The 21,566-nt window shown below is 43.5% G+C and carries 21 protein-coding genes and 1 pseudogene; all 22 read right to left on the reverse strand.

Translation table 11 applies throughout. From position 1 onward, the window contains the following. Positions 1 to 490 (reverse strand): annotated as a pseudogene (locus tag ACXAH2_RS14340) (chemotaxis protein CheW); the annotation flags it as partial. Positions 491 to 499: 9 nt separating this feature from the next. Next, entirely contained in the window at positions 500 to 1,273 is a 774-nt protein-coding gene (locus ACXAH2_RS14345; RefSeq protein ID WP_475079442.1) for a ParA family protein, read from the reverse strand. A gap of 72 nt (positions 1,274 to 1,345) precedes the next feature. Continuing rightward, positions 1,346 to 2,161, reverse strand: a complete 816-nt coding sequence (locus ACXAH2_RS14350; RefSeq protein WP_475079443.1) for an OmpA family protein — start codon at positions 2,159 to 2,161, stop codon at positions 1,346 to 1,348. Then, positions 2,154 to 2,891 (reverse strand): flagellar motor protein, encoded by a 738-nt coding sequence (locus ACXAH2_RS14355; protein WP_475079444.1) that lies wholly within the window; start codon positions 2,889 to 2,891, stop codon positions 2,154 to 2,156. Before ACXAH2_RS14355 ends, ACXAH2_RS14350 begins: the two co-directional genes overlap by 8 nt. After that, complete coding sequence (locus tag ACXAH2_RS14360) at positions 2,891 to 3,955, reverse strand: protein-glutamate methylesterase/protein-glutamine glutaminase (RefSeq protein ID WP_475079445.1); 1,065 nt, start codon at positions 3,953 to 3,955, stop codon at positions 2,891 to 2,893. The genes ACXAH2_RS14355 and ACXAH2_RS14360 overlap by 1 nt, the downstream gene beginning before the upstream one ends. A 30-nt stretch (positions 3,956 to 3,985) precedes the next feature. Continuing rightward, complete coding sequence (locus ACXAH2_RS14365; protein WP_475079446.1) at positions 3,986 to 6,289, reverse strand: chemotaxis protein CheA; 2,304 nt, start codon at positions 6,287 to 6,289, stop codon at positions 3,986 to 3,988. 15 nt (positions 6,290 to 6,304) lie between these two features. Continuing rightward, entirely contained in the window at positions 6,305 to 7,090 is a 786-nt protein-coding gene (locus tag ACXAH2_RS14370; RefSeq protein ID WP_475079448.1) for a protein phosphatase CheZ, read from the reverse strand. Between the two features lie 10 nt (positions 7,091 to 7,100). After that, on the reverse strand, positions 7,101 to 7,481 hold the full coding sequence (locus tag ACXAH2_RS14375; RefSeq protein ID WP_012071097.1) for a chemotaxis response regulator CheY: 381 nt from the start codon (positions 7,479 to 7,481) through the stop codon (positions 7,101 to 7,103). A gap of 55 nt (positions 7,482 to 7,536) precedes the next feature. Continuing rightward, positions 7,537 to 8,274, reverse strand: a complete 738-nt coding sequence (locus tag ACXAH2_RS14380; protein WP_475079449.1) for an RNA polymerase sigma factor FliA — start codon at positions 8,272 to 8,274, stop codon at positions 7,537 to 7,539. A gap of 95 nt (positions 8,275 to 8,369) precedes the next feature. Then, positions 8,370 to 9,725 carry a flagellar biosynthesis protein FlhF gene (gene flhF / locus ACXAH2_RS14385; RefSeq protein WP_475079450.1) on the reverse strand — a complete coding sequence of 452 codons (1,356 nt, stop codon included), beginning with the start codon at positions 9,723 to 9,725 and terminating at the stop codon, positions 8,370 to 8,372. 101 nt (positions 9,726 to 9,826) lie between these two features. Next, on the reverse strand, positions 9,827 to 11,944 hold the full coding sequence (gene flhA, locus ACXAH2_RS14390) for a flagellar biosynthesis protein FlhA (protein WP_475079451.1): 2,118 nt from the start codon (positions 11,942 to 11,944) through the stop codon (positions 9,827 to 9,829). Positions 11,945 to 11,978: 34 nt separating this feature from the next. After that, positions 11,979 to 13,115: a flagellar biosynthesis protein FlhB gene (gene flhB / locus ACXAH2_RS14395; protein ID WP_475079452.1), complete on the reverse strand. Its 1,137-nt coding sequence runs from the start codon at positions 13,113 to 13,115 to the stop codon at positions 11,979 to 11,981. After that, positions 13,108 to 13,890 carry a flagellar biosynthetic protein FliR gene (gene fliR, locus ACXAH2_RS14400; protein ID WP_475079454.1) on the reverse strand — a complete coding sequence of 261 codons (783 nt, stop codon included), beginning with the start codon at positions 13,888 to 13,890 and terminating at the stop codon, positions 13,108 to 13,110. Before fliR ends, flhB begins: the two co-directional genes overlap by 8 nt. Further along, positions 13,890 to 14,159 (reverse strand): flagellar biosynthesis protein FliQ, encoded by a 270-nt coding sequence (gene fliQ, locus ACXAH2_RS14405; protein WP_475079455.1) that lies wholly within the window; start codon positions 14,157 to 14,159, stop codon positions 13,890 to 13,892. The genes fliR and fliQ overlap by 1 nt, the downstream gene beginning before the upstream one ends. A gap of 2 nt (positions 14,160 to 14,161) precedes the next feature. After that, positions 14,162 to 14,902 carry a flagellar type III secretion system pore protein FliP gene (fliP, locus tag ACXAH2_RS14410; protein ID WP_475079456.1) on the reverse strand — a complete coding sequence of 247 codons (741 nt, stop codon included), beginning with the start codon at positions 14,900 to 14,902 and terminating at the stop codon, positions 14,162 to 14,164. Beyond that, entirely contained in the window at positions 14,899 to 15,228 is a 330-nt protein-coding gene (gene fliO, locus ACXAH2_RS14415; RefSeq protein ID WP_475079457.1) for a flagellar biosynthetic protein FliO, read from the reverse strand. The genes fliP and fliO overlap by 4 nt, the downstream gene beginning before the upstream one ends. A gap of 91 nt (positions 15,229 to 15,319) precedes the next feature. Further along, a complete protein-coding gene (gene fliN / locus ACXAH2_RS14420; RefSeq protein WP_475079458.1) occupies positions 15,320 to 15,787 on the reverse strand; it encodes a flagellar motor switch protein FliN in 468 nt (155 codons plus the stop codon). 1 nt (position 15,788) lies between these two features. Next, positions 15,789 to 16,766 (reverse strand): flagellar motor switch protein FliM, encoded by a 978-nt coding sequence (gene fliM / locus ACXAH2_RS14425; RefSeq protein ID WP_475079459.1) that lies wholly within the window; start codon positions 16,764 to 16,766, stop codon positions 15,789 to 15,791. Between the two features lie 5 nt (positions 16,767 to 16,771). Then, on the reverse strand, positions 16,772 to 17,281 hold the full coding sequence (locus ACXAH2_RS14430; RefSeq protein WP_475079460.1) for a flagellar basal body-associated FliL family protein: 510 nt from the start codon (positions 17,279 to 17,281) through the stop codon (positions 16,772 to 16,774). A gap of 170 nt (positions 17,282 to 17,451) precedes the next feature. Further along, positions 17,452 to 19,434 (reverse strand): flagellar hook-length control protein FliK, encoded by a 1,983-nt coding sequence (locus tag ACXAH2_RS14435; RefSeq protein ID WP_475079461.1) that lies wholly within the window; start codon positions 19,432 to 19,434, stop codon positions 17,452 to 17,454. Positions 19,435 to 19,536: 102 nt separating this feature from the next. Next, a complete protein-coding gene (locus ACXAH2_RS14440; RefSeq protein ID WP_475079462.1) occupies positions 19,537 to 21,243 on the reverse strand; it encodes a SpoIIE family protein phosphatase in 1,707 nt (568 codons plus the stop codon). Between the two features lie 5 nt (positions 21,244 to 21,248). Further along, entirely contained in the window at positions 21,249 to 21,551 is a 303-nt protein-coding gene (locus tag ACXAH2_RS14445; protein ID WP_475079463.1) for an STAS domain-containing protein, read from the reverse strand. Between the last annotated feature and the right edge of the window lie 15 nt (positions 21,552 to 21,566).

Below are 21,566 nucleotides of genomic sequence, written 5' to 3' on the forward strand. Positions count from 1 at the left end.
CTGGCTCTGGCTCTGGCTCTGGCTCTGGCTCTGGCTCTGGCTCTGGCTCTGGCTCTGGCTCTGGCTCTGGCTCTGGCTCTGGCTCTGGCTCTGGCTCAATAGCCTGCTTACTTTCCGACTCAACTGGCAAACTTTCTTCTACATGATCTGCAACGGCGTTCTCAAAATCCTTAAAAGACGCATCAATGGAGGACCAGTCAGTAGCAGATAAATCCGTGCTCGGCTCACTATCTGATGGAACGTCAATCTCTGCACTCGGCTCAGCATCAAGTGTTTGTTGTTGAGACTCTACGATCTCTTCTGTATTCTCAGCAAGACTGACTTCAACGTCTTCTGCAAGCGCCTCATCTTCTTGTAAACCTTCTTCCGATACGATCTGTTCCGATTCAGAAGTTTCCGATGTTGCTTCTTGCAGCAAATCATCCAAATAACGTTGTACCGCGGCTTGCGGCCCAATCAATACGTCTTCTTTGTTCTTTGTTTCTTTCATATGTATTTTCTATCCCGCTGGATTCATCAATGAATCCATCAGACTCGCGTATGCTTTGATGCCACGAGCACTTGAATCCAATGCCGACGGAGCAATTCCTGCTGTACTGGCATCACGTAATTTTGTGTCAACGGGAATGACTGAGTGCCAAACAAGCTCTTCGTACATATCTTTTAAATTACGCAAACTCTTATTAGATGCCTGAGTACGACGATCAAATAAAGTTGGCACAATCAAATAAGGCACTGGACGCTTACGTGCTCTGTTAATCATAGTCAAAGTACGCACCATACGCTCCAATCCCTTAATAGCCAAAAATTCCGTTTGTACTGGAATAATCAATTGTTGGCATGCCGCCAGAGCATTAATCATTAACACACCCAACACGGGCGGACTGTCGATTAAAACGTAATCATAATCATCCCATAAAATGGCTAGCGTTTTGGAGATCACTAAGCCCATACCGCCTTGCGCTTGGGCATGGCGTTCTAAAGTAGCCAAAGCGGTAGAGGCCGGCAACAAAGACAAATTTGGATGACCCGTTTCCAATATCAAAGAAGGTGGCAATTCATCCGGCATTTTTCCAGACACCTGAAAAAGGTTATAAGCGCTGTTCTCTATTGAGTCTGGATCAAATCGGAAATAGCTTGTTAATGAACCATGAGGGTCTAAATCCACCATTAATACACGGTGTCCTGCGTCCGCCAATAGTCCGGCTAAAGACACTACTGTCGTCGTTTTACCTACACCACCTTTTTGATTCGCCACCGCCCAAATGTGCACTCTGACTCTCCGCTATCCTAAACTGTTTTTCTGCTTACGAATTCTTTGCAATCAATCATATACAGTAACTGCTTACTTAAACAAGTAATCATATAAATTATCGGCTCTTCGCTTGCTAATTCGTATTACCACGCGACGATTTTGCTGCCGAGCAAATTCATTGGTATTTCTTACTTTTGGATGTTCACTAGCAAACCCCATTGGAGCAACCATTGCAGGATTCATACCGCGATACACCAACTCATCTACAACAGATGAAGCACGTAAACTAGATAAGTTCCAATTGTTACCAATACGTGGAGAGTTTACCGGCAAATTATCTGTGTGACCTTCGACTATTACTGCAGATGGATAAGCATTTAAAACATTTGCAACCATTATCAGTAGAGCTACCGCTTCATTAGTCAGTTCATACTCGCCAGCACCGAATAATAAAGCCGATTTCATTTCTAGACTGACCCAATCAGCCGACTCTGACACTTCAATTTGACCAGTTTGATGTAAACCAGAAAATTGCTGTTCAACCAAACGACTCAATAAAGCATATACAGCAGAAGATTGATCTTCTTCAACTTCAAACGCTTCTTGAGGAAGGGGTATCGTTTCGATTAATTCAGCATCTTTGGGTTCTCCAACAATGGGGTCTCCTATATTGATGGGTTTTACCGATTTTTGGACCGCTTCAAATACGCCTTGTAAACTTTCCTTTAGACGCTTTTCATCATCAGAATTTTTTAATGACAAGGAATACAAAGCAACAAAGAAGGCAAAGAGCAAAGTAATAAAATCAGCGTAAGAGAGAATCCATCGGTCTTTTCCTGGCGGATGTGCGGGGGAAGACTTAACCAACTTACGGCGTTTAGATGAACCAGATTCAACATCACTCATAAGTCGCCAACTCAAGTTCTAAGCGGTATGGATGCTTACCAATCGCAATCCCACAAATACCATCAATAAGAAGTTGATGATAGAGCAGCTCTTTATCAATGTAATTGGACAACTTTCTGGCAATGGGAAACACCACCAAATTCGCAAAGCCTTGCCCATATAAAGTCGATACAAAAGCCACTGCGATCCCTTGCCCCAGCGCTTCAGGACTATTCAAATTAGCCATCGCCTGTATTAGCCCCAAAACAGATCCCATGATCCCTAAAGTTGGAGCATACCCACCAATGGATTCAATAAAAGATACGCTCTTTGTCCGTCTTTCGTGAATGCGAATGGCATCATCGTGCAAACGATCAGACAACACATTTGGGTCAGTGCCATCTATGGCCATCTGTAAAGCTCGGGTAGAAAAAGGATTATTGATAGCACCGACATCCGATTCTAAAGCTAATAAAGATAAACGTCGTGCCTTATGGGCGAGATTGTTTATGGTAGTTCGTGCTGAGGTAAAATCAAAAACAGGTGGAAATAAACTCCATTTAAGTAAAGCTAAAGCACGAATTGCTTCTTGAATACTGCTCTGAATTAGCGTCGCACCGAGGCTACCGAAAATAACGATAATAGCGGATGGGAGATTGAGTAGTAAAACCACTTCCCCACCGCCCAACCAATTAGCAAGGAAAACTGAGCTAAATGCAATTAATAAACCTGCTAAGGTGACTAAGTCCACTAACCGACCTCGCGTACAATACGTTCACCAATATGATTCAAGTCGATAATTTCATCGGCCAAATTAGCCTTTTCAACCGCCATTGGCATGCCGTAAATAACACAGGTATCTTCACTTTGAATCCAAACTTTAGAACCTGAGTTTTTGAGCATCCTGGCACCTTCTCGGCCATCTACGCCCATCCCCGTCATAACCACTGACAGAACTTTTCCTGGGTAGCATTTTGATGCCGAACCAAAAGTCACATCAACCGATGGCTTGTAATTTAGACGTTCATCACCATCCAAAATACGTACACAACCGCCATTACGTGAATCGATCATCATTTGTTTTCCACCAGGAGCAAGTAAGGCCACTCCGGCTTCAAGACGATCACCATCCTGTGCTTCTTTCACTTTAATTTGACATATATTATTCAAACGTTCTGCAAAAGCCCCCGTAAAAGCAGCAGGCATATGCTGTATCAACACAAGAGGTGCCGAAAAGTCTTCGGGGATTTTACTTAATACAGCTTGGAGCGCCATTGGGCCACCTGTGGAAGTACCAATAGCGACGAGACTAACGCGCTTTCGAGAACGAGGAATAATTACCCCTCGATCAGTGACAATGGCTTTATGCTCTTTACGCGACGTAAGCGGTTCAGTACTTCCACCACCACTCGATAAACGCGTACGAGCCACCGCCAACACGCGGTCAACCAAAGCTTTCTTCACCACCGCAGAATCTCGAGATATGTCCTCAAAGTTCTTAGGCATGAAATCAACCGCACCCGCTTCTAAAGCATCTAACGTAACTTTAGCGCCTTCATGGGTAAGAGAAGAGAACATTAACACCGGAGTGGGTTTGACCTTCATGATATTAGAAACAGCCGCAATACCATCCATTACGGGCATTTCATAATCCATGGTCACCACATCTGGTGACAGCGATTGAACTTTATCAATCGCTTCTTTGCCGTTATTAGCCGTCCCCACAACAGACAAACGCGGGTCTGCTTCGAAAATTTCCACCAATCGGCGTCTGAAAAAGCCTGAGTCATCAACAACCAGCACTTTTACCGGCATACTACATCTCCAAAATGTATAACTTAGTTGTTACCTTGATGCATAACTTTTTAGCATGCTTGGCACATCCAGAATCAATGCAATACGACCATCACCCGTAATTGTTGCCCCTGCCATACCTGCAGTACCTTGCAACATTTTCCCTAGTGGTTTAATAACAACTTCTTCCTGTCCGACCAGTTGATCCACAACAAAGCCAACTTCATTCATTCCTACCTGAACCACAACAACGTGAGCCTCAGAAGGATTTTCGTCCGTTTTAGAACCTTTCACCAGCCAATTTTGCAAGTGGAAAATAGGCAGAGTCTTACCACGAATGACTACCACTTGCTGACCATCAACAATATTGGTTTTCTTTAGATCTAAATGGAAAATTTCATTCACGCTTACCAATGGGAAAGCAAAAGCTTGATCAGATAAGGTCACCATCAAGGTCGGCATAATAGCGAGTGTTAATGGTACTTTAATGATAAAGCGAGAACCTTGACCCAATACAGATTTGATGTCCAAGGTACCGTTTAGTTGAGAAATTTTGGTTTTCACCACGTCCATCCCAACACCACGACCAGACACATCTGTGATCTCAACTTTGGTAGAGAACCCAGGGGCAAAGATCAGGTTAAAGGCTTCGTCATCAGATAAACGCTCAGCCGCATCCGTATCCATCAAGCCTTTTTCAACGGCTTTTTTACGTAATACATCTGGGTCCATACCAGCACCATCGTCTTCGATAGACAAGAGGATATGGTCACCTTCTTGCTCCGCTGACAAGATAACAGTACCCATGCGAGGCTTACCATTCGCTTCACGCTTCTCGGGAGATTCCACACCATGGTCAACTGAGTTTCGCACCAAGTGAACTAAAGGATCTGCAAGGGCTTCTACCAAGTTTTTATCTAAGTCAGTGTCTTCCCCTTTTAACACTAGGTTAACTTCTTTCTTCATGTTACGAGCCAAATCTCGTACCACTCGAGGGAAACGACCAAACACTTTCTTGATAGGTTGCATGCGAGTTTTCATAACCGCATTCTGCAGATCACCGGTTACTACATCAAGATTGGCAACTGCTTTACCCATAGACTCGTCGTCACTCTGCAAGCCTAAACGCACCAAGCGATTTCGTACTAATACCAACTCACCTACCATGTTCATGATGTCATCAAGACGTTTGGTGTCAACACGAACGGTAGCTTCTTGTGTCACAGGAGCATTAGCAGCTTTTTCTTTCGGAGCTTCGGCTTTAGCTGCTGCAGGTTTAGCAGCAGGTTTCGGCGCAGGAGCTGCTTTTGGTTTTGCCGGCTGCTCTTTTTTGGGGGCGGTTTTCTTGGTTTCAGACTTTGCAGGTTCTGCTGTTTGTTGTGCTTTTTTCTCAGCTTGCAAAGTATCTAAAAGCGACTCAAATTCATCCTCAGTAATCAAATCAGATTCTGCATTATCAGCTGCGGAATCTGCCTTAGATGTTTCTGACGTCTTATCTTCTTTCGTTTCTTTTGCTGAATCATCTTTTTCAGCCGACGATCCAGGCGCGCCTTCACCATGCAAGCTATCTAATAACTCTTCAAATTCATCTTCTGTGATATCATCAGACTCCGCCGCTTTACTAGCATTGGCTTCCACAGGCTTACTTGGCGAATCAGCCTCATCATTCACACCAGGCGCCCCACTACCATGTAGCTGATCAAGCAAGGCATCGAATTCATCTTCGGTAATGTCATCATCTCCAGCTTCTGCTGTATTCGATGCATTTTCTGCAGATGCAGCAGCTGGCGCATCATCACCTAGCGCATCTAGAAGCGATTCAAATTCATCATCAGAAATATCCACTGACTCTGACTTTTCATCCTGTGCAGGCGTCTCTTCTGGATCAGGTTCAGACTCAGAGACAGGTTCTTCTAGCTCTGGCTCGGGTTCTGGCTCCGCTGCGGCAGCCATTTCTTCTTCAGAGGGAGGAGTTGCGTAAGCACTCAAAGTAGCAATTAATTCAGGATCTGCAGGTTCTGGTTCTCCACCAGAACGAACGACTTCAAACATTCCATTTACCGCATCCAAAGCTTGCAATACGGTATCCATTAGGTCGGAATCAATTTGACGTTGACCATTTCTCAAAATGTCAAAAACGTTTTCTGCATAATGGCAGCAATCAACCAATGCAGTTAATTGCAAAAATCCAGCACCGCCTTTTACGGTATGGAAACCACGAAATATAGCATTAAGCAGAGCTTTATCTTCAGGATTTTGCTCTAGATCTACTAATTGTTCGGAAAGCTGCTCTAGAATCTCTCCAGCTTCTACCAAAAAATCCTGTAGAATTTCTTCATCGACTTCGAAACTCATCCTCAGCTCCTTCTTCTAGAAACCAAGACTTGATAGCAAGTCGTCTACTTCGTCTTGACTATTCAGTACTTCAGGGTTGTTTTGTTTATTAATAGAAGGACCATGGCCTCGTGTATCATCAGCCTCTTGTGCCTCCTCTTGATGCTCAATGCCGGAAATGCTATCAACACGCCCCGCAACTGCGACAAGATGTACAAGTTTCTCCTCTACATCTCGAATCAGTTCATTTACTCTAGAAATTACTTGACCCGTTAAGTCCTGGTAGCCTTGTTCTAGAAGAATCGTATTTAGATTAGAATGTAATGTAGTAGCGCTTTCATCAGCGTACGACAAAAAAACGTCGATTCGCTTATACAAATCTCGAAATTCTTGCGGCGATAAATCACGTTGAATTAAACGTCCCCAATCTTTTCGAAGCTCACGTGCCTGCTTTTGCAGCTCACTGGCAACTGGTACACTACTGTCAACCATGTCCATGGTCTTATTGGCAGCTGCACTAGTTGTTTCGATAACATAAGTCAATCGATCAGATGCATCCGTTATTTTAGAAGAACCTTCTACCTCTTCATTAACAACCAAATCCATCGAATCAATTTGAAAATCACGAATAGCATCATGCAGACTTCGCGTTAGGTATCCCACTTCGTTATAAAAGCTATTATGTCTAGCTTCGCTTAACTCTTGGATAATCTTTATCGCACCACTGAAATCACCGACTTCGATATGGTTCAAAAGTTCTACAGCGCCATCTTTTACTTGTTTTTCAAAATCCACTAGTCCAGATCCCAATTTATTTGACATCTAAATATCCCTATTTGGCAGCATCGATTCGTTCGAATATCTTCTCAATTTTTTCTTTCAGTGCTACGGCTGTGAAAGGCTTAACAACATAACCATTAACACCAGCTTGTGCTGCCGCAATGATTTGGTCACGCTTTGCTTCTGCCGTTACCATTAATACTGGGATACTTTTCAACTTCTCATCAGCCCGGACTGCACGCAAAAGCTCAATACCCGTCATTCCAGGCATGTTCCAGTCGGTTACGAGGAAATCGATTGTACCAGCTTGAAGTATTGGTAACGCAGTCGTTCCATCATCCGCTTCAACTGTATTGGTAAACCCTAAATCCCGTAACAAGTTTTTAATGATTCGTCTCATTGTCGAGAAATCATCAACAATCAGGATCTTCATGTTTTTATCCAATGCAACCTCCACACCCCAAAGGTATATTTCCACAACACATAATTTAATCTCGCCAATCGCTCAACCTAGCACGTAATCTCATTGCCGCTTGGCTATGAATTTGGCTAACCCTTGATTCACTGACGCCTAAAACAGCACCAATTTCTTTTAAGTTTAGTTCATCATTGTAGTACAAGGATAAAACCAACTTTTCCCGTTCTGGTAGATTGTCAATTTCAGCGGCTAATTGCCCCTGAAAACCACTTTCTTCTACCAATGCATATGGAGCATTTTCACTTTCACTTTCCGCTCCATCAAAATTATTTGCATCAGAGTCTAGCATCTCTTCATAACTAAACAGCTGTGTCGACATGGATGAATGCAACATATCATGATATTCATCCATACCGATTCCCATATGGGCTGCAACCTCCATATCGGAAACATCTCTTCCTAACTTTGCCTCAAGCTCTTTGATGGCGTTGGTTACTGCACGCCCATTGCGACGTACAGAACGAGGAGCCCAATCAGATTTTCGCACTTCATCCATAATAGAACCACGGATACGAATACCCGCATAGGTTTCAAAGCTCGCACCCTTGGTTGACTCAAAGCGCTTATAGGCTTCAATCAAGCCCATCATACCTGCTTGAGTCAAATCATCTATATCCACACTGTCAGGTAATCGAGCTAATAGATGGTAGGCAATCTTCTTTACCAAGTACCCATACTGCTCGACAATCGCATCAATCGATAGCGTTGCCTTTTTGGTGTAGGTGTCATATCCACTTTTGGTTTGCATAAAATCGTCTGAGCAACCTTCGTCTTTAAGTAAGTTGCGCAATCAAACTGTACTACATAGTTTGGCGCAACGCTTTCTGAAATAACATAATTTTACTAACTACCATACTTTAGTGACCCAAAAAGATGGTTGTAGTGTTCTGCCGTATACACGGCACGACTAATTAAATTATGTGCTCGAGCTGGTTCAATATCATCTGGGATACGTTGACCATCCGCCAAATATACTACAGGTAAACCTTCTTCAATGACCACACTTATTGCCTCACCTAAGGAAGCAGACTCATCAAGTTTACTTAATACACAACCATCCAACTGCACTTGAGAGTAGACATCAACCACAGTTTTCAATACTTGGCGCTGACTTGTACAAGGTAACACCAGCAATTTTTGCAAACTCGCACGTGCTCGTTTCATCATCAGCAATTGACGCTCAAGATTCGAATCACGGGGGTTCATCCCTGCTGTATCCACCAAGACCAAGGAATAATGAGCGTATTTGGTCAAGACTTCGTTTAGGTCCGAATACTCATTTACCACCTCAACAGGAACGTTCAATATACGCCCAAAAGTACGCAACTGCTCATGAGCAGCTATTCGATAGGTATCTGTCGTAATTAACACCACCCCTTCAGGCCCATGCTTTAGAACATGTTGAGCGGCAATTTTACCAATTGAAGTTGTTTTACCTACACCGGTTGGGCCCATAAAAGCAATGCAACCACTCAGCTCTGCACCACCAGAACGTACGGGGATATAATCAGCTAAATGCGCTAATAATCGGTTCCAATCGTCTTCTCGACCTTTAAGGTCAATATCATCCATTAAACGTGATGCGACTAAATCAGATAAACCAAGCGCTTTTAATTGTTCACGCGCTTTGCTTTCCAATTGACCACGCTTAGATTGAGGGTCTGCCCCTTCATTCTGACGTTGTTCCAACATAGCACGAACTTGTTGTAACTCTCGCTCCATTTCACGAAGTTGCTGAGCACCTTCAGTATTTCGAATTGATAGGGCTTCTTCTACTTCAGTCTTTTCACCGTCCTCTGCTGCTGGCATTTCAATTGATGAAACAGCTTCATATCGATAAGACGGCTTAGGTGATGCCATGTCAGAAGAAGATTTGTTTGACTGGGCGTGTTGCGAGGAAGAGACCCTTTTTTGCTTGGCACGTTCAATTCGCTCTAAATAGTCCGCACTTGGGTCTTGCGTAAAATCTTGTCTTGCTGCTGGAATGGCTTCTTGACGACTAAATTGAGAACGAGGTGAAGCCGCCCCTTTTGACATGGAAGGTGGCATAGAGCCATCGTAGTCAAGAGCCGCAACAATTTCTATCTCACCCGTCGGCAAGCGCTGATTTGATAATATTACAGCGTCTGGACCTACAGCATCTCGAACTTTCCGTATCGCTTGCCGCATGTCAGGTGCACGAAAACGCCTAATTTGCATGAATAACCTAATCCTTCCAGCTTATTTCTCTTACAAATCCATAGCTTACCCGAAAGAATAGAATAAATATAGCCACAATATTTACCATTAATAGGTAAACTTTATTGGCCTATTACACCCACCACTGTTATACGCTTATGATCTGGCACTTCCTGATAGGAAAGCACCGCCATATTCACCATCCCATAACGCATAAAACGTGCAAGCATCGGACGGATAGGCGCTGATACTATGAGGATAGGCGTATTCCCCATTGCCTCTTGCTGTTCAGCAGATTGTCGTAAAGAAGTTTGTAATTGTTCCGCCATTTGTGGTTCGAGAATAAGCGCTTCTTCGTTTTTAATACCTGACTGTTGACTTTGTTGCACTGTCTGCATCAGCATCTTTTCCAATTGAGGTTCTAACGTCAGCACAGGAATCTCTTCCACACCATCGGCCAGTGTTTGAATAATCAATCGCGACAATGCCGTTCGCACTGCCGCCGTTAATATCATAGGATCTTGTGTTTTTGGCTGTACTCCCATGATGGCTTCTGCAATGGTACGCATATCACGTAATGGCACCCCTTCAATTAGCAAGTTCTGCAACACTTTCAACAATACACTCAACGGCACAGTATTCGGTACCAGTTCTTCTGCGAGTTTAGGGTTGTATTGTTTCAACAAGCTAAGCAACTGCTGAACCTCATCATGACCAATCAGTTCATAAGCATGTTTATGCATAATTTGATTCACATGAGTTGCTACTACCGTACTGACATCCACAACGGTATAGCCAAATGTTTGCGCCTGATCACGCTTTTTCGGATCAATCCAAACTGCATCCAATCCGAATGAAGGATCCTTACCAGGCACCCCCTCAATGGTTCCAAAAACTTGACCAGGGTCGATCGCCAAGTCTTTATCCGGATGCACTTCGGCCTCAGCCAAACTTACCCCCATCAAAGTGACTCGATAAGCATTAGGCATCAGATCCAAATTGTCACGAATATGAACACTGGGCACCAAAAAACCCAAATCTTGCGACAATTTTCGGCGCACCCCCTTGATCCGCGCTAACAATTCGCCCCCTTGAGTTTTATCTACTAATGGAATCAAACGATAGCCAACTTCTAGACCTAGCATATCCACAGGAGCAACATCATCCCAACTTAAATCTTTCGATTCCGCCGGCACAGGAGTATCTGTCGTTGAAGACTCAGAAGATTTTTTACCTTGATTGACCTTTTGTTTTTTACGATATTCTAAGAAATAGGCCAAACCACCCAAGCAAGCTGCCAAGCTTAAAAACGCAAGGTGTGGCATACCAGGAACAACGCCCATAATGGTCATTACTCCTGCTGCGATATAAAGTGCTTTAGAAGAGCCAAACATTTGTTTGACTACCTGCGAGCCCATATCCCCTGTTTCATTGACGCGAGTCACCATGATGGCAGCGGCCGTCGATAACATTAACGACGGCAATTGCGCCACCAAACCATCACCAATAGTCAATAGTGAATAACGCTCAATAGCTTGCGTAAAAGACAAATCATGCTGCGCCATACCAATTGATAAACCACCAATAATATTGATCCCCAAGATCAATAAGCCAGCAATAGCATCCCCTTTTACAAACTTTGAAGCACCATCCATAGAGCCGTAAAACTCGGCCTCAGAAGCAATTTCAGTACGACGCTGCTTGGCTTGATCCGCATCAATCATGCCGGCATTCAAATCCGCATCTATCGCCATTTGTTTACCCGGCATAGCATCCAAGGTAAAACGCGCACTCACTTCAGAGATACGACCCGCACCCTTGGTCACTACTGCAAAGTTGATGATCATTAAAATAGCGAAGACAACAAAGCCCACAACATAATTACCACCAATCACCACTTCACCAAAGGCCTGGATCACCTTACCAGCAGCATCTCCCCCCTCATGACCATTAAGCAGCACTACTCGAGTAGATGCCACATTCAGTGCCAATCTCATCAAGGTAGATACCAACAAAACAGTAGGAAAAACAGCAAAGTCCAGCGGGCGCATGGAATAAATCGCCACCAACAAAACGACAATAGCAAGGGCAATATTAAAGGTAAACAAAACGTCCAGAAGAAAAGCTGGGATAGGCAAGATCATCATCGCCAACAGCGACAATAACAAGATAGGAATCCCTAAGTTCCCGCTAAAAATGCTTTGAACTTGTCCAGTTATTCGGCTTCTGTCGAAATTCACACAAGTTCCCTAGCGAATAAAACTATTTTCATGATCAATTACCATCCCATTGAAATTCATCAGGCACATCTAAGTCAGGCATAGATTCAGGCATAGGAGCCCCTGTCCTGGCATTGCGTAATTGGTAAACATAAGCCAACAACTGAGCCACCACTTTAAACAGACCTTGCGGTATCTCTTCACCAATCTCCGTATGATGATAAACAGCCCGCGCCAATGCAGGCGATTGTATCACAGGGATATCGTAATGATTGCCTACCTCTCGAATTTTCAGCGCAATGAAGTCCCCCCCCTTTGCCAACAACACCGGCGCGGAGCCACTCACTTGATCATACTTTAACGCCACAGAAAAGTGCGTCGGGTTAGTAATAATTACATCCGCTTCGGGCACATCTGACATCATTCGACTCATGGCAGCCTGTCGCTGCAGTTGACGAATACGCCCACGAACCAGAGGATCACCTTCTTGTTGTTTAAATTCGTCTTTCACTTCCTGCTTGGTCATTTTCAACTTTTCTTTATGCGACCAAACTTGGAAAGGCACATCAATAGCAGCAATCAAAACCAAGGCTAGCGATACAAAAATAAACGACCAAATGATGATATCAACACCATGCTCTAGCGCTAGTTGGATATTCTGAAAGGTTAGTCCAAGAGTTTCCGGCAAGAAATGTAAAGTCACCAACACTGAAATCAAAGTCACCAAGCTAACTTTGGCAATTGACTTTAGTAATTCCACTAAAGATTGCACTGAGAACATTCGCTTTAGCCCAGCAATCGGATCCATTTTACTCAGCTTAGGAATCAATGGCTCCCAAGAAAAATTCAACCCACCAAGAGCAATACTTCCAATAATGCCTGCTGCTGCCAACACTGACATAAGTAGCACCATGGAATCCATCATAGCTACCACAGATTCATAAAGATGAAACACCATACGATTAAGATCGAATAAATCTTTGCGCTCAACGAGAAAATTAAAATCGAAAAGCACCGCTAAATCGTTCACTAGAAGTGTACCAGTGCCATACAAGGTAACTGCTGCCACAATTAATAATAATGCAGTACTAAGATCTTTTGATCGAGGAATATTGCCTTTATTACGCGCGTCTTGAAGCTTCTTACTACTGGCGCTTTCCGTTTTTTCACTACCGTCTTCGTTTTCAGCCATTAATCTGAATCCCCCAAGTAGCCTTCATCCAGTTGGTAATTTCTTCGAAGAAAAGCGCATAAATGCGCAAGAACTCTTCCAGCATAATCCAAAAGAAGAATAAGGAAAACAGCATAATGATAGGAAAGCCTAATGCAAAAATATTCAACTGAGGCGAAGCCTTGGCCACTACACCAAATGCCAAGTTGATAATCAACACCACAACAGCCAATGGCAACACAATCAACAAAGCCTTTTCAAACATCCAACCACCCAGCAACACCAACTGCCAATAACGCTGACTATCAAACCCAGCTCCAATGGGCCAATAACGAAAGCTCTCAGCCAAATATTCAATCATAACCAAATGGCCATTGGTACCGAGAAACGCCAAAGCCACCATAGACAAATAATATTGCCCCATAGTCGCCACTGAAATACCGTTAGCTGGATCGTTGGACATAGCAAAACCGAGACCAGCTTTCATAGCGGCCAATTGTCCTGCTAAAGAAAATAATTGAAAGAGTATTGTCACCACAAAGCCAAGTACAAAACCAATCACTAACTGCTCTGCAATCAACACAATATAAGCAGGAGAAATTGGATCATAATTCGGCACATTAATCACTGGAGTAATGATAATAGACACAACAAAGGCAAAAGCTGCACGTACAGGCGTACTGACCAAACGACTACCAAATAATGGAAGCGCCATAAAAAAAGCGCCTATACGAAAGAAAGGCAACAAGAAACTGATGGTTAACTCGAGTAACTGTTGTGGATCAAGCTCAAGCATTAGCCTATTATCAAAGGGATATTAATGAAAAGTTCAGTAGTAAAATCCACCAATTCAGTAAGAATCCACGGCCCTAACTGCATAATCACCAAAATAGTGACTATTAACCTAGGCAAAAAAGACAACGTTTGTTCGTTAATCTGAGTAGCGGCCTGAAACACACTGACCAAGAGACCAACCAGCAAGCTCGGCATCATCACCACTCCGACAATCAACACAATCAGATAAAAACCTTGCCCATAAAGATCCAATACCACTTGTGGATTCATCTTTAGATCCCAAAACTCGCCGCTAGTGTCCCCATTATCATAGCCCAACCATCCACCATGACAAACAACATAATTTTAAAAGGCAATGAAATAATAATAGGCGACAACATCATCATACCCATAGCCATCAATACACTGGCCACCACCATGTCGACAATCAAGAAAGGGATAAAAATCATAAAGCCTATTTGGAAAGCTGTTTTTAACTCACTGGTCACAAACGCTGGCATCAAAATAGTAAAAGGCAAATTATCAAGCGAGTCGATAGCACCTTCCTGTCCTGCCAACTTAACAAATAAATTGATATCGTCTTCTCGAGTTTGCGCCAACATAAAATCACGAAGCGGTCCCGAAGCCGCCTCTACTGCCTGAACGGAAGTCATCTCTTCATTTAAATAAGGCTGTAGCGCTACTTGATTCACTTGATTCAAGGTTGGCGTCATTATAAATAGAGTCAAAAACAATGCCATCCCAATCATAATTTGATTCGAGGGCGTTTGCTGCAAACCTATCGCCTGCCGCAAAATCGCCAATACCACCACGATACGCGTGAAAGACGTCATCATCATTAACGCCGCTGGCAGCAAGGTCAACGCCGTCATGATGAAAAGTATTTGCAAGGAAACTGAATACTCCTGGCTGCCGTCAGGATTGGTCACTAATTTAACCGCAGGCAAGCCAGTTTCCGCCCAAGCCAATACAGGGAGAAACAATAGACAAAGTAACAATACAAGACGCTTCATTTGTCATCGCCTTGAGACTGACGAGTTTGATCATGCTGCGCTTGTACGAGCTCAGAATCAAAGGGGCGACCTCGCTTAGGAAAGCTTTTGAGATGAGTAATAGTATGGCTGGTCACACCAAGCAAGACTTTCTCATTCTCTACTTCAACTAACATTAGCTTTTCTTTTGTCCCCAAAGATTGCACGCTCAGAATCTTAATATCCGTCTTACCCAACTTCATTTGAGCCAGCTGAAAACGCTTCAACAACCACAAACTGGCAGGTATAAAAGCAATGATCACCAGCAAAGACAACGCCACTTTCCATAATGAGGCGGTGGCTGACATTTCCTGTATTCCAGACGCAAAAATGCCAGTTGCAGAGAAAATACCGCAACTGGCCATCAAAAACTTATAAATAAAAGACGTTTTCAAGACACTATTTCAATCGTTTAATTCGTTCGGAAGGGCTCACCACATCCGTTAATCGAATACCGTATTTATCATTCACGACCACAACTTCACCGTGCGCGATAAGGGTTCCATTTACTAATACATCTAATGGCTCACCTGCAAATCGATCCAACTCAACTACAGACCCCTGTGTTAATTGCATTAGATTACGGATAGCAATTTCTGTGTTTCCTAACTCCATCGATAAGACCACAGGAATATCCATGATCAAATCCAAATCCGAGCCAACACCACCATCAGGAACGTTCGGGACAGTCAAGGTTTCCAACTTGACAGGCTGAACCTCCTGCTCATTCATCGCAGCTGCCCACTCATCATCAACCGCGCCTTCGTCTGAATCATCAGTTTCCCCAGCTTCAGACATGGCTGCTGCCCATTCATCCGCTAGGTTCTCGTCCATTCCTTCTTGATCTGGGGATTGCTCTTCTGCCATGCTACTTCGTTACCTTGTTCGGTTTAATATTTTCCGTGACCTGAATCGAATAGCGTTCGTTACTGACGCCCAATTTACCTTTAAAACTTGGCACGCCATTCGCGCGTACTATAACAGACTCAGGCATTTCTACTGGGATAATATCGCCTGCTTTAAATTTTAAAACCTCCCCTAGTGTAGCTTTTTTATTAGCCACATTCACTGAGAGTTTTACATCAATGTCTTTTACATCTTGCTCAAGAGATTTGCCCCAGCGATCATCTTTTTCATCAACATCACTTTGTACACCCGCGTCTAATAATTCACGCACTGGTTCAATCATGGAGTAAGGAAGAGTGATGTGCAGCTCGCCACCGCCACCATCTAATTCAATATGAAATGTAGATACCACTACCACTTCACTAGGACTGACAATGTTAGCCATCGCTGGGTTTACTTCGGAACTGATGTATTCTAATTCCAATTGTAAAACAGGCGCCCAAGCCTCAGTCAGATCGACAAACACTTGCTCAAGCATAAGCTGAACAATTCGAATCTCAGTTGGGGTAAATTCACGACCTTCAATTTTAGCGTGACGACCATCACCGCCAAAAAAATTATCCACCAGCTTAAATACTAATTTGGCGTCAAGAATAAACAGCGCGGTGCTTCGTAACGGACGAAATTTCACTAAGTTTAAACTGGTTGGAACATACAAGGTATGCACATACTCCCCAAATTTCATCACCTGCAATCCGCCCGAAGACACATCGGCAGTACGCCGGAGCATATTAAATAAACTGATCCGAGTATAACGAGCGAAACGTTCATTAATCATTTCTAAGGTCGGCATGCGACCTCGAACAATTCGCTCTTGACTGGTTATGTCATAGGAAGCGACACCATTTTCATCGGCGTTATCATCGTCGGCAGGCTTCTCATCTGCACCATGTAAGAGTGCATCAATTTCGTCCTGAGATAAAAGATCTTGAGCCGACATAATGATTACTGCATCACAAAGTTAGTAAAAAGAACACCATCAATGCCGCCTTGCCCAGTTTCTTGCTCCAAAATACCGTTTATGGCATCCAGGGCTGCAATTTTCAGCATATCTTTCCCCTCGGCTGTTCTAAGCTCATCAAACGATTGACTAGAAAACAACAACACCAAACTATTACGAATTAAAGGCATATGTTGAGTGACGGCTTCCATTTGCTCTTTATTTTTTGATTTAACCGTCATATTCAACTGAACATAGCGCTGTCGTCCATTCACCATCATATCTATGGTAAAAGCCGGCTCCAATGCTAGATAAATCGATGGTTCTGCAGCCAAGGCCGCCGCCTCAGCCTCAGCGGAATCTGCAGGCGCCTCAGAACCACTGAACAAAAGAAAATACGCCGCGGCCCCACCACCTAAAAGAGCAACAACCAAAGCAATAATGATAATAAGTTTCTTCTTGCTACTAGACGTTCCTTCCTCGGAACCAATATCTAAACCGTCTTCTTCAGCCATATACCTTAACCTTTGGTGCTTAAAACCTTAACGCTCAACATATTGAAGAAGGCAAACAAGAGTCTTCTAGACCCAGTTAAACCATCCTCAAACAACTAACTCTATATTCTACAAAGAATAAAGCAGAGCACCATCAATTTCTTTTACTATGTTCAACAACAAAGGCAAAATTAAGCATAATAATCCACCCCTGTAGGTGACACGTAAGACATCATGGTAGTCGACATTTCTTCCTCTCCCTGTTCGTCTAAGGCTGCATCATTACTCGCAACAAGTGGAGCTTGTCGTGGATTTTTTTGCGCTCCTGAAGCATCTTGCTGTGACACATCCACTTCTGCGCGACTCAAATCCATACCTTGTTGCGCCAACATATCACGCAAACGTCCCATTTGACCTTCTAAAAGATCCCTAGCCTGCGGAGTGGCCGCGACAAAGTTAATTTGTGTATTCGCATCATTATCCACTGACACCTTGACCGTTAAACTACCAAGTTCCGGTGGATCCAAACGAATATGAGCAGTATGCCCACCCTCGCGCGCAACCCATGCCACTTTCTGCCCCATTTCAGCAGCCCAGTTAGGGTGACCCGGCGGCACACTCATCGCCATATTCACAGCTACTTGATTTGGTGTCGCTAATTGACTGGTAACACCCGCCGCGCCCATCACACGTCCAAGCTGCTGTTGATGAAGAGATGAATTAAACATCACCGCGTCATCAGGAAGAGGGTTTTGCCCAGCCATTTTGCTCAACATGGCTTCGTGCTCTTTTTTACGCAACTCAATTGGTTCATTAGGCATCATATCGACCGCGTCAAGATCCACTCCCTCTAACATCTCCGTCGCTGCAGAGCCAGTGGCTTCATTATTCAGTTTATTAGCGGTCATCACCAGTCCGGCGCCAGCAAGCAGCGCTTGTTTAGCATTATCTTTGGCCGTTTGATCGGCTAACACTCCGGTTACCAAACCATCTTGATTGCTCTGTTTTGACGAGCTCGTCATCTGATCCAATACCCAAGACAATTGACCATCAGCCACTTCCAAGCTATCAGCAGACACGGCCATTCCGGCAGAAACCGCAGCAGCAACCGGGGTAGGCTTAACCTGCTGCTGGATATCAGCTATTTGAGTAGTTGCTACCGCAGCAGCAACCGGGGTAGGCTCAACCTGCTGCTGGATATCAGCTATTTGAGTAGTCGCCAACGCAGCCTTCTGTTCTTCTGTTAACCCCGTTTCAACACCAAGGGATGCCATGAATTCAGGAGACCGTTCAATACCTTCGGTATTAGCGGTACGCGCTTCCTCCATATTCAGTGGTAACGCTGACTGCGCTTGTAAAGCAGCAATTTGATCGGCATTTAAACTTTCTAATTGCTCTTCAGTAAGTGATAAGTCTGCTAAAGGTTTGTCCATTAATTGCCCATCTACCATAACCTGAACAACACTTCCTTGTTGATCTGACACTGATTGAAATGAATTGCCTTCTGCATCAACATCTACTGACTGCTGAGCAAGCAGTAATTCATTATTCGTCATTGCAGCTGTTTGATCTTGCACAACATTTGTCATTACATCAGATGCATCGACACTGCCTTGCTTAATATCCGTTGACAATGACTGAGACTGGGTCGAGTCAACAGCCACTTGTTTTACTGCACCGATAATTTGAGCGGTATCAATAGCGGTTTGCTTAACTTTTTCTTGATTGATATCTGTCGTTTGTTTTGGAGAAGCTTCGCCACTTAACTGCAAGTTTTTGCCGCCATCCTCCCCATCCGAAGCAAAGGACTTATCGTTTTTTACTGCTGGCTTGTTACCATCATCTGTCGCCTTCGAGGAGGAAGACAATACCTGCTGCCCGTCTTTTTTGGCATTTTGTGTAGCCAATTCTGAAGACGCTTTCTGCTGGTCTTTACTCTGAGCTCGGCGCGTATCCATCACTGCATTTTGATCATGAGACGCTGACTTGGTGCGGGCTTCGCTGACGTTAGATGATGGGGCGTGAGAGCCATTTCTTGGCGAAATAGCTTCTTTAGCACGGGAAAAATCATCCGAAAACGCCGTTCCATTGCGTTCTGGCACGCGATTGATTGGGGCTTTTTTAGCTGTCGACGGAGCCGAAATCGATAATAAGCTATTAGAATCTGTGCGCATAATGTCCTCCAAAGATATAGAAGACTATGCAATAGTGAGGCCAACTAGAAAAAAGCGCTAAAAATCTAGGAAAATCAAGCTTACAGACGGGGTAGAAAGCGATCAATCCTGTCCAACTTGCCAGTGATAATAAGCAGTAACAGCACTTCCTCCCTTAGAAAATTCCAATTTATGACAAAGCTGATCCAACAAAGCCAAACCACGATTGTAAAGCAGCTCACTGTTCGCCATATCAAAATTTATGTGTTGGTAATCAAAGCCCGAACCGCTGTCTTCAACATATAAGACCAATACCCTACTATTGCCTTCTGAGGTGACTTTCACGGATATTTTGACATACCCCTCTTTAAGATTTGCCAAACTCCTTTCACGCTCTTCGTAATACTGGGAAAAACCATCACTGGAACACTTTTTATCTGAGTTTAACTTAAGCACACCGTGCTCTAGAGCATTAGAGTAAAGCTCTGACAAAATCATAAAAATCTGACTGGAAAAACTGCTTAAACCAGGCACAGTAGTAATAATCTGCAATACATAAGGCAATGGATCAGTATTACGAAGCGAATCAGCATTGAGGACATACTCAAATGAAAAATCTGCTGGCGCCTCATGATGACTAATCGACATATCACGTTCTGGCGACTCGATACCTATATTGGTATCAAGACATACACTCAAACAAGAAATATCGTCATGAGGATTTTCTAACACTCCCTGCTCAGTTAGCTGCTCCACCAACCAGTCTAAGGCCTTATCAGCCTGAACTTGACCTTGATAAAAAGGATCCAATACGGAATGACAAAACATAATCCCAGACTTATCTAACGCTTCGTAAACACCATCGGAAAACACCACCAAACGATCACCTGGAATAAAGGTCACAGGATCGATCTGACATTCAAATTCGTCAGGATGCAAAATACCCAAGGGAAGGTTTTTAGAGGGAAAACGCTGCGGAGCTATAGATTGCTGAGAGAAAAATAACAAATCTGGCAAACCACCATTCCAAATCTCAATACTTTTATTATTAACTTTTATATCGACAAAGGCAGCACTGCAAAACATATTGGCAGGCAAGATAGTCTTTAATCTGGCATTAATCTCTGGAATGATCTGCCGCATTAAAAAACCTTTTTTGGTCCAATCAAAAAAGATGTCCGCTAGTGGCAAAGCGCCAATTGCTGCTGACAAACCATGCCCAGTAAAATCACCCAATAATATATGCATACCACCATTGGGCTTATAAGCAGCCAAAATAACATCCCCATTGAAGGTATGCGTACCATAGTGAACGGTTGATATAGCAGGGTCTTTCAAGCAATTGGAGTGAGTAATATTTTCATACACTACCTTGGCGACATTTTGATCATGCACCAATTGCTCATTATACAATGACATGGCATCGCGCTGTTCCTCCAGTGTTTTCTGCATTACTAGCAGGCGCACAATGGCGTTCAACTTGGCGGTAATAAGGGCAGGATTGTAGGGTTTAGATATAAAATCGGTACCGCCAATTCGCAGACAATTAGATAAAGCAACAGGGTCTGCTACACCGGATAAAAAAATAATGGGGACAAATACATTTCCAGCCGCCTGCTGAATTTCAAGAGCAGCCTCCCAACCATCTTTACGCGGCATTTTAACGTCTAAACAAACTAATTGAATGGTATTAGGGTCAAATTTATCGACTGCGTCCTGACCATCTTCCGCTGAAATGACATTATGACCAAACTGACTCAAGATGGCCTTCAACAAAATCCGGTCAGAAGGATTATCATCCGCGATCAAAATGTTCAGAATCTGTTCCATAGACACTACTCTTCGATATCAAATAACCTATGGAAATTCGCTATTTTTAAGATATCTAATACCGCACCATTAGGCTTCTTCAAAATAACGCTCGCTTTCTCACCACCAGCATGATCTCTTAACAATAACAACATACCCAATGCCGAACTATCTAAATAGCTGACATTACTAAAATCAATCTCGTAGGCGTTCGCTTTCTTGACTGAAACAAAGGCTTCTTTAAACGACTTATGAGAGCTGTAATCAAAACGCCCATTAATGACAATCGTTAGACATTTTGTTTTATCATTAAAAGTGCTTTCAACCACTGAACACCTCGCAAG

Source organism: Marinomonas sp. ABL3_031 (assembly GCF_056161265.1).

Excerpts from the sequence above, each read along its gene's own strand:
- fliP (WP_475079456.1), bottom strand. The coding sequence starts at position 14,902 with ATGAAGCGTCTTGTATTGTTACTTTGTCTATTGTTTCTCCCTGTATTG.
- fliR (WP_475079454.1), bottom strand. The coding sequence starts at position 13,890 with ATGCTTGAGCTTGATCCACAACAGTTACTCGAGTTAACCATCAGTTTC.
- ACXAH2_RS14380 (WP_475079449.1), bottom strand. The coding sequence starts at position 8,274 with ATGCAAACCAAAAGTGGATATGACACCTACACCAAAAAGGCAACGCTA.
- ACXAH2_RS14365 (WP_475079446.1), bottom strand. The coding sequence starts at position 6,289 with ATGAGTTTCGAAGTCGATGAAGAAATTCTACAGGATTTTTTGGTAGAA.
- ACXAH2_RS14375 (WP_012071097.1), bottom strand. The coding sequence starts at position 7,481 with ATGAAGATCCTGATTGTTGATGATTTCTCGACAATGAGACGAATCATT.
- fliM (WP_475079459.1), bottom strand. The coding sequence starts at position 16,766 with ATGTCGGCTCAAGATCTTTTATCTCAGGACGAAATTGATGCACTCTTA.
- ACXAH2_RS14435 (WP_475079461.1), bottom strand. The coding sequence starts at position 19,434 with ATGCGCACAGATTCTAATAGCTTATTATCGATTTCGGCTCCGTCGACA.
- flhF (WP_475079450.1), bottom strand. The coding sequence starts at position 9,725 with ATGCAAATTAGGCGTTTTCGTGCACCTGACATGCGGCAAGCGATACGG.
- fliQ (WP_475079455.1), bottom strand. The coding sequence starts at position 14,159 with ATGAATCCACAAGTGGTATTGGATCTTTATGGGCAAGGTTTTTATCTG.
- fliO (WP_475079457.1), bottom strand. The coding sequence starts at position 15,228 with ATGTCAGCCACCGCCTCATTATGGAAAGTGGCGTTGTCTTTGCTGGTG.
- ACXAH2_RS14430 (WP_475079460.1), bottom strand. The coding sequence starts at position 17,281 with ATGGCTGAAGAAGACGGTTTAGATATTGGTTCCGAGGAAGGAACGTCT.
- ACXAH2_RS14370 (WP_475079448.1), bottom strand. The coding sequence starts at position 7,090 with ATGTCAAATAAATTGGGATCTGGACTAGTGGATTTTGAAAAACAAGTA.
- ACXAH2_RS14440 (WP_475079462.1), bottom strand. The coding sequence starts at position 21,243 with ATGGAACAGATTCTGAACATTTTGATCGCGGATGATAATCCTTCTGAC.
- fliN (WP_475079458.1), bottom strand. The coding sequence starts at position 15,787 with ATGGCAGAAGAGCAATCCCCAGATCAAGAAGGAATGGACGAGAACCTA.
- ACXAH2_RS14360 (WP_475079445.1), bottom strand. The coding sequence starts at position 3,955 with ATGCCGGTAAAAGTGCTGGTTGTTGATGACTCAGGCTTTTTCAGACGC.
- ACXAH2_RS14350 (WP_475079443.1), bottom strand. The coding sequence starts at position 2,161 with ATGAGTGATGTTGAATCTGGTTCATCTAAACGCCGTAAGTTGGTTAAG.
- flhB (WP_475079452.1), bottom strand. The coding sequence starts at position 13,115 with ATGGCTGAAAACGAAGACGGTAGTGAAAAAACGGAAAGCGCCAGTAGT.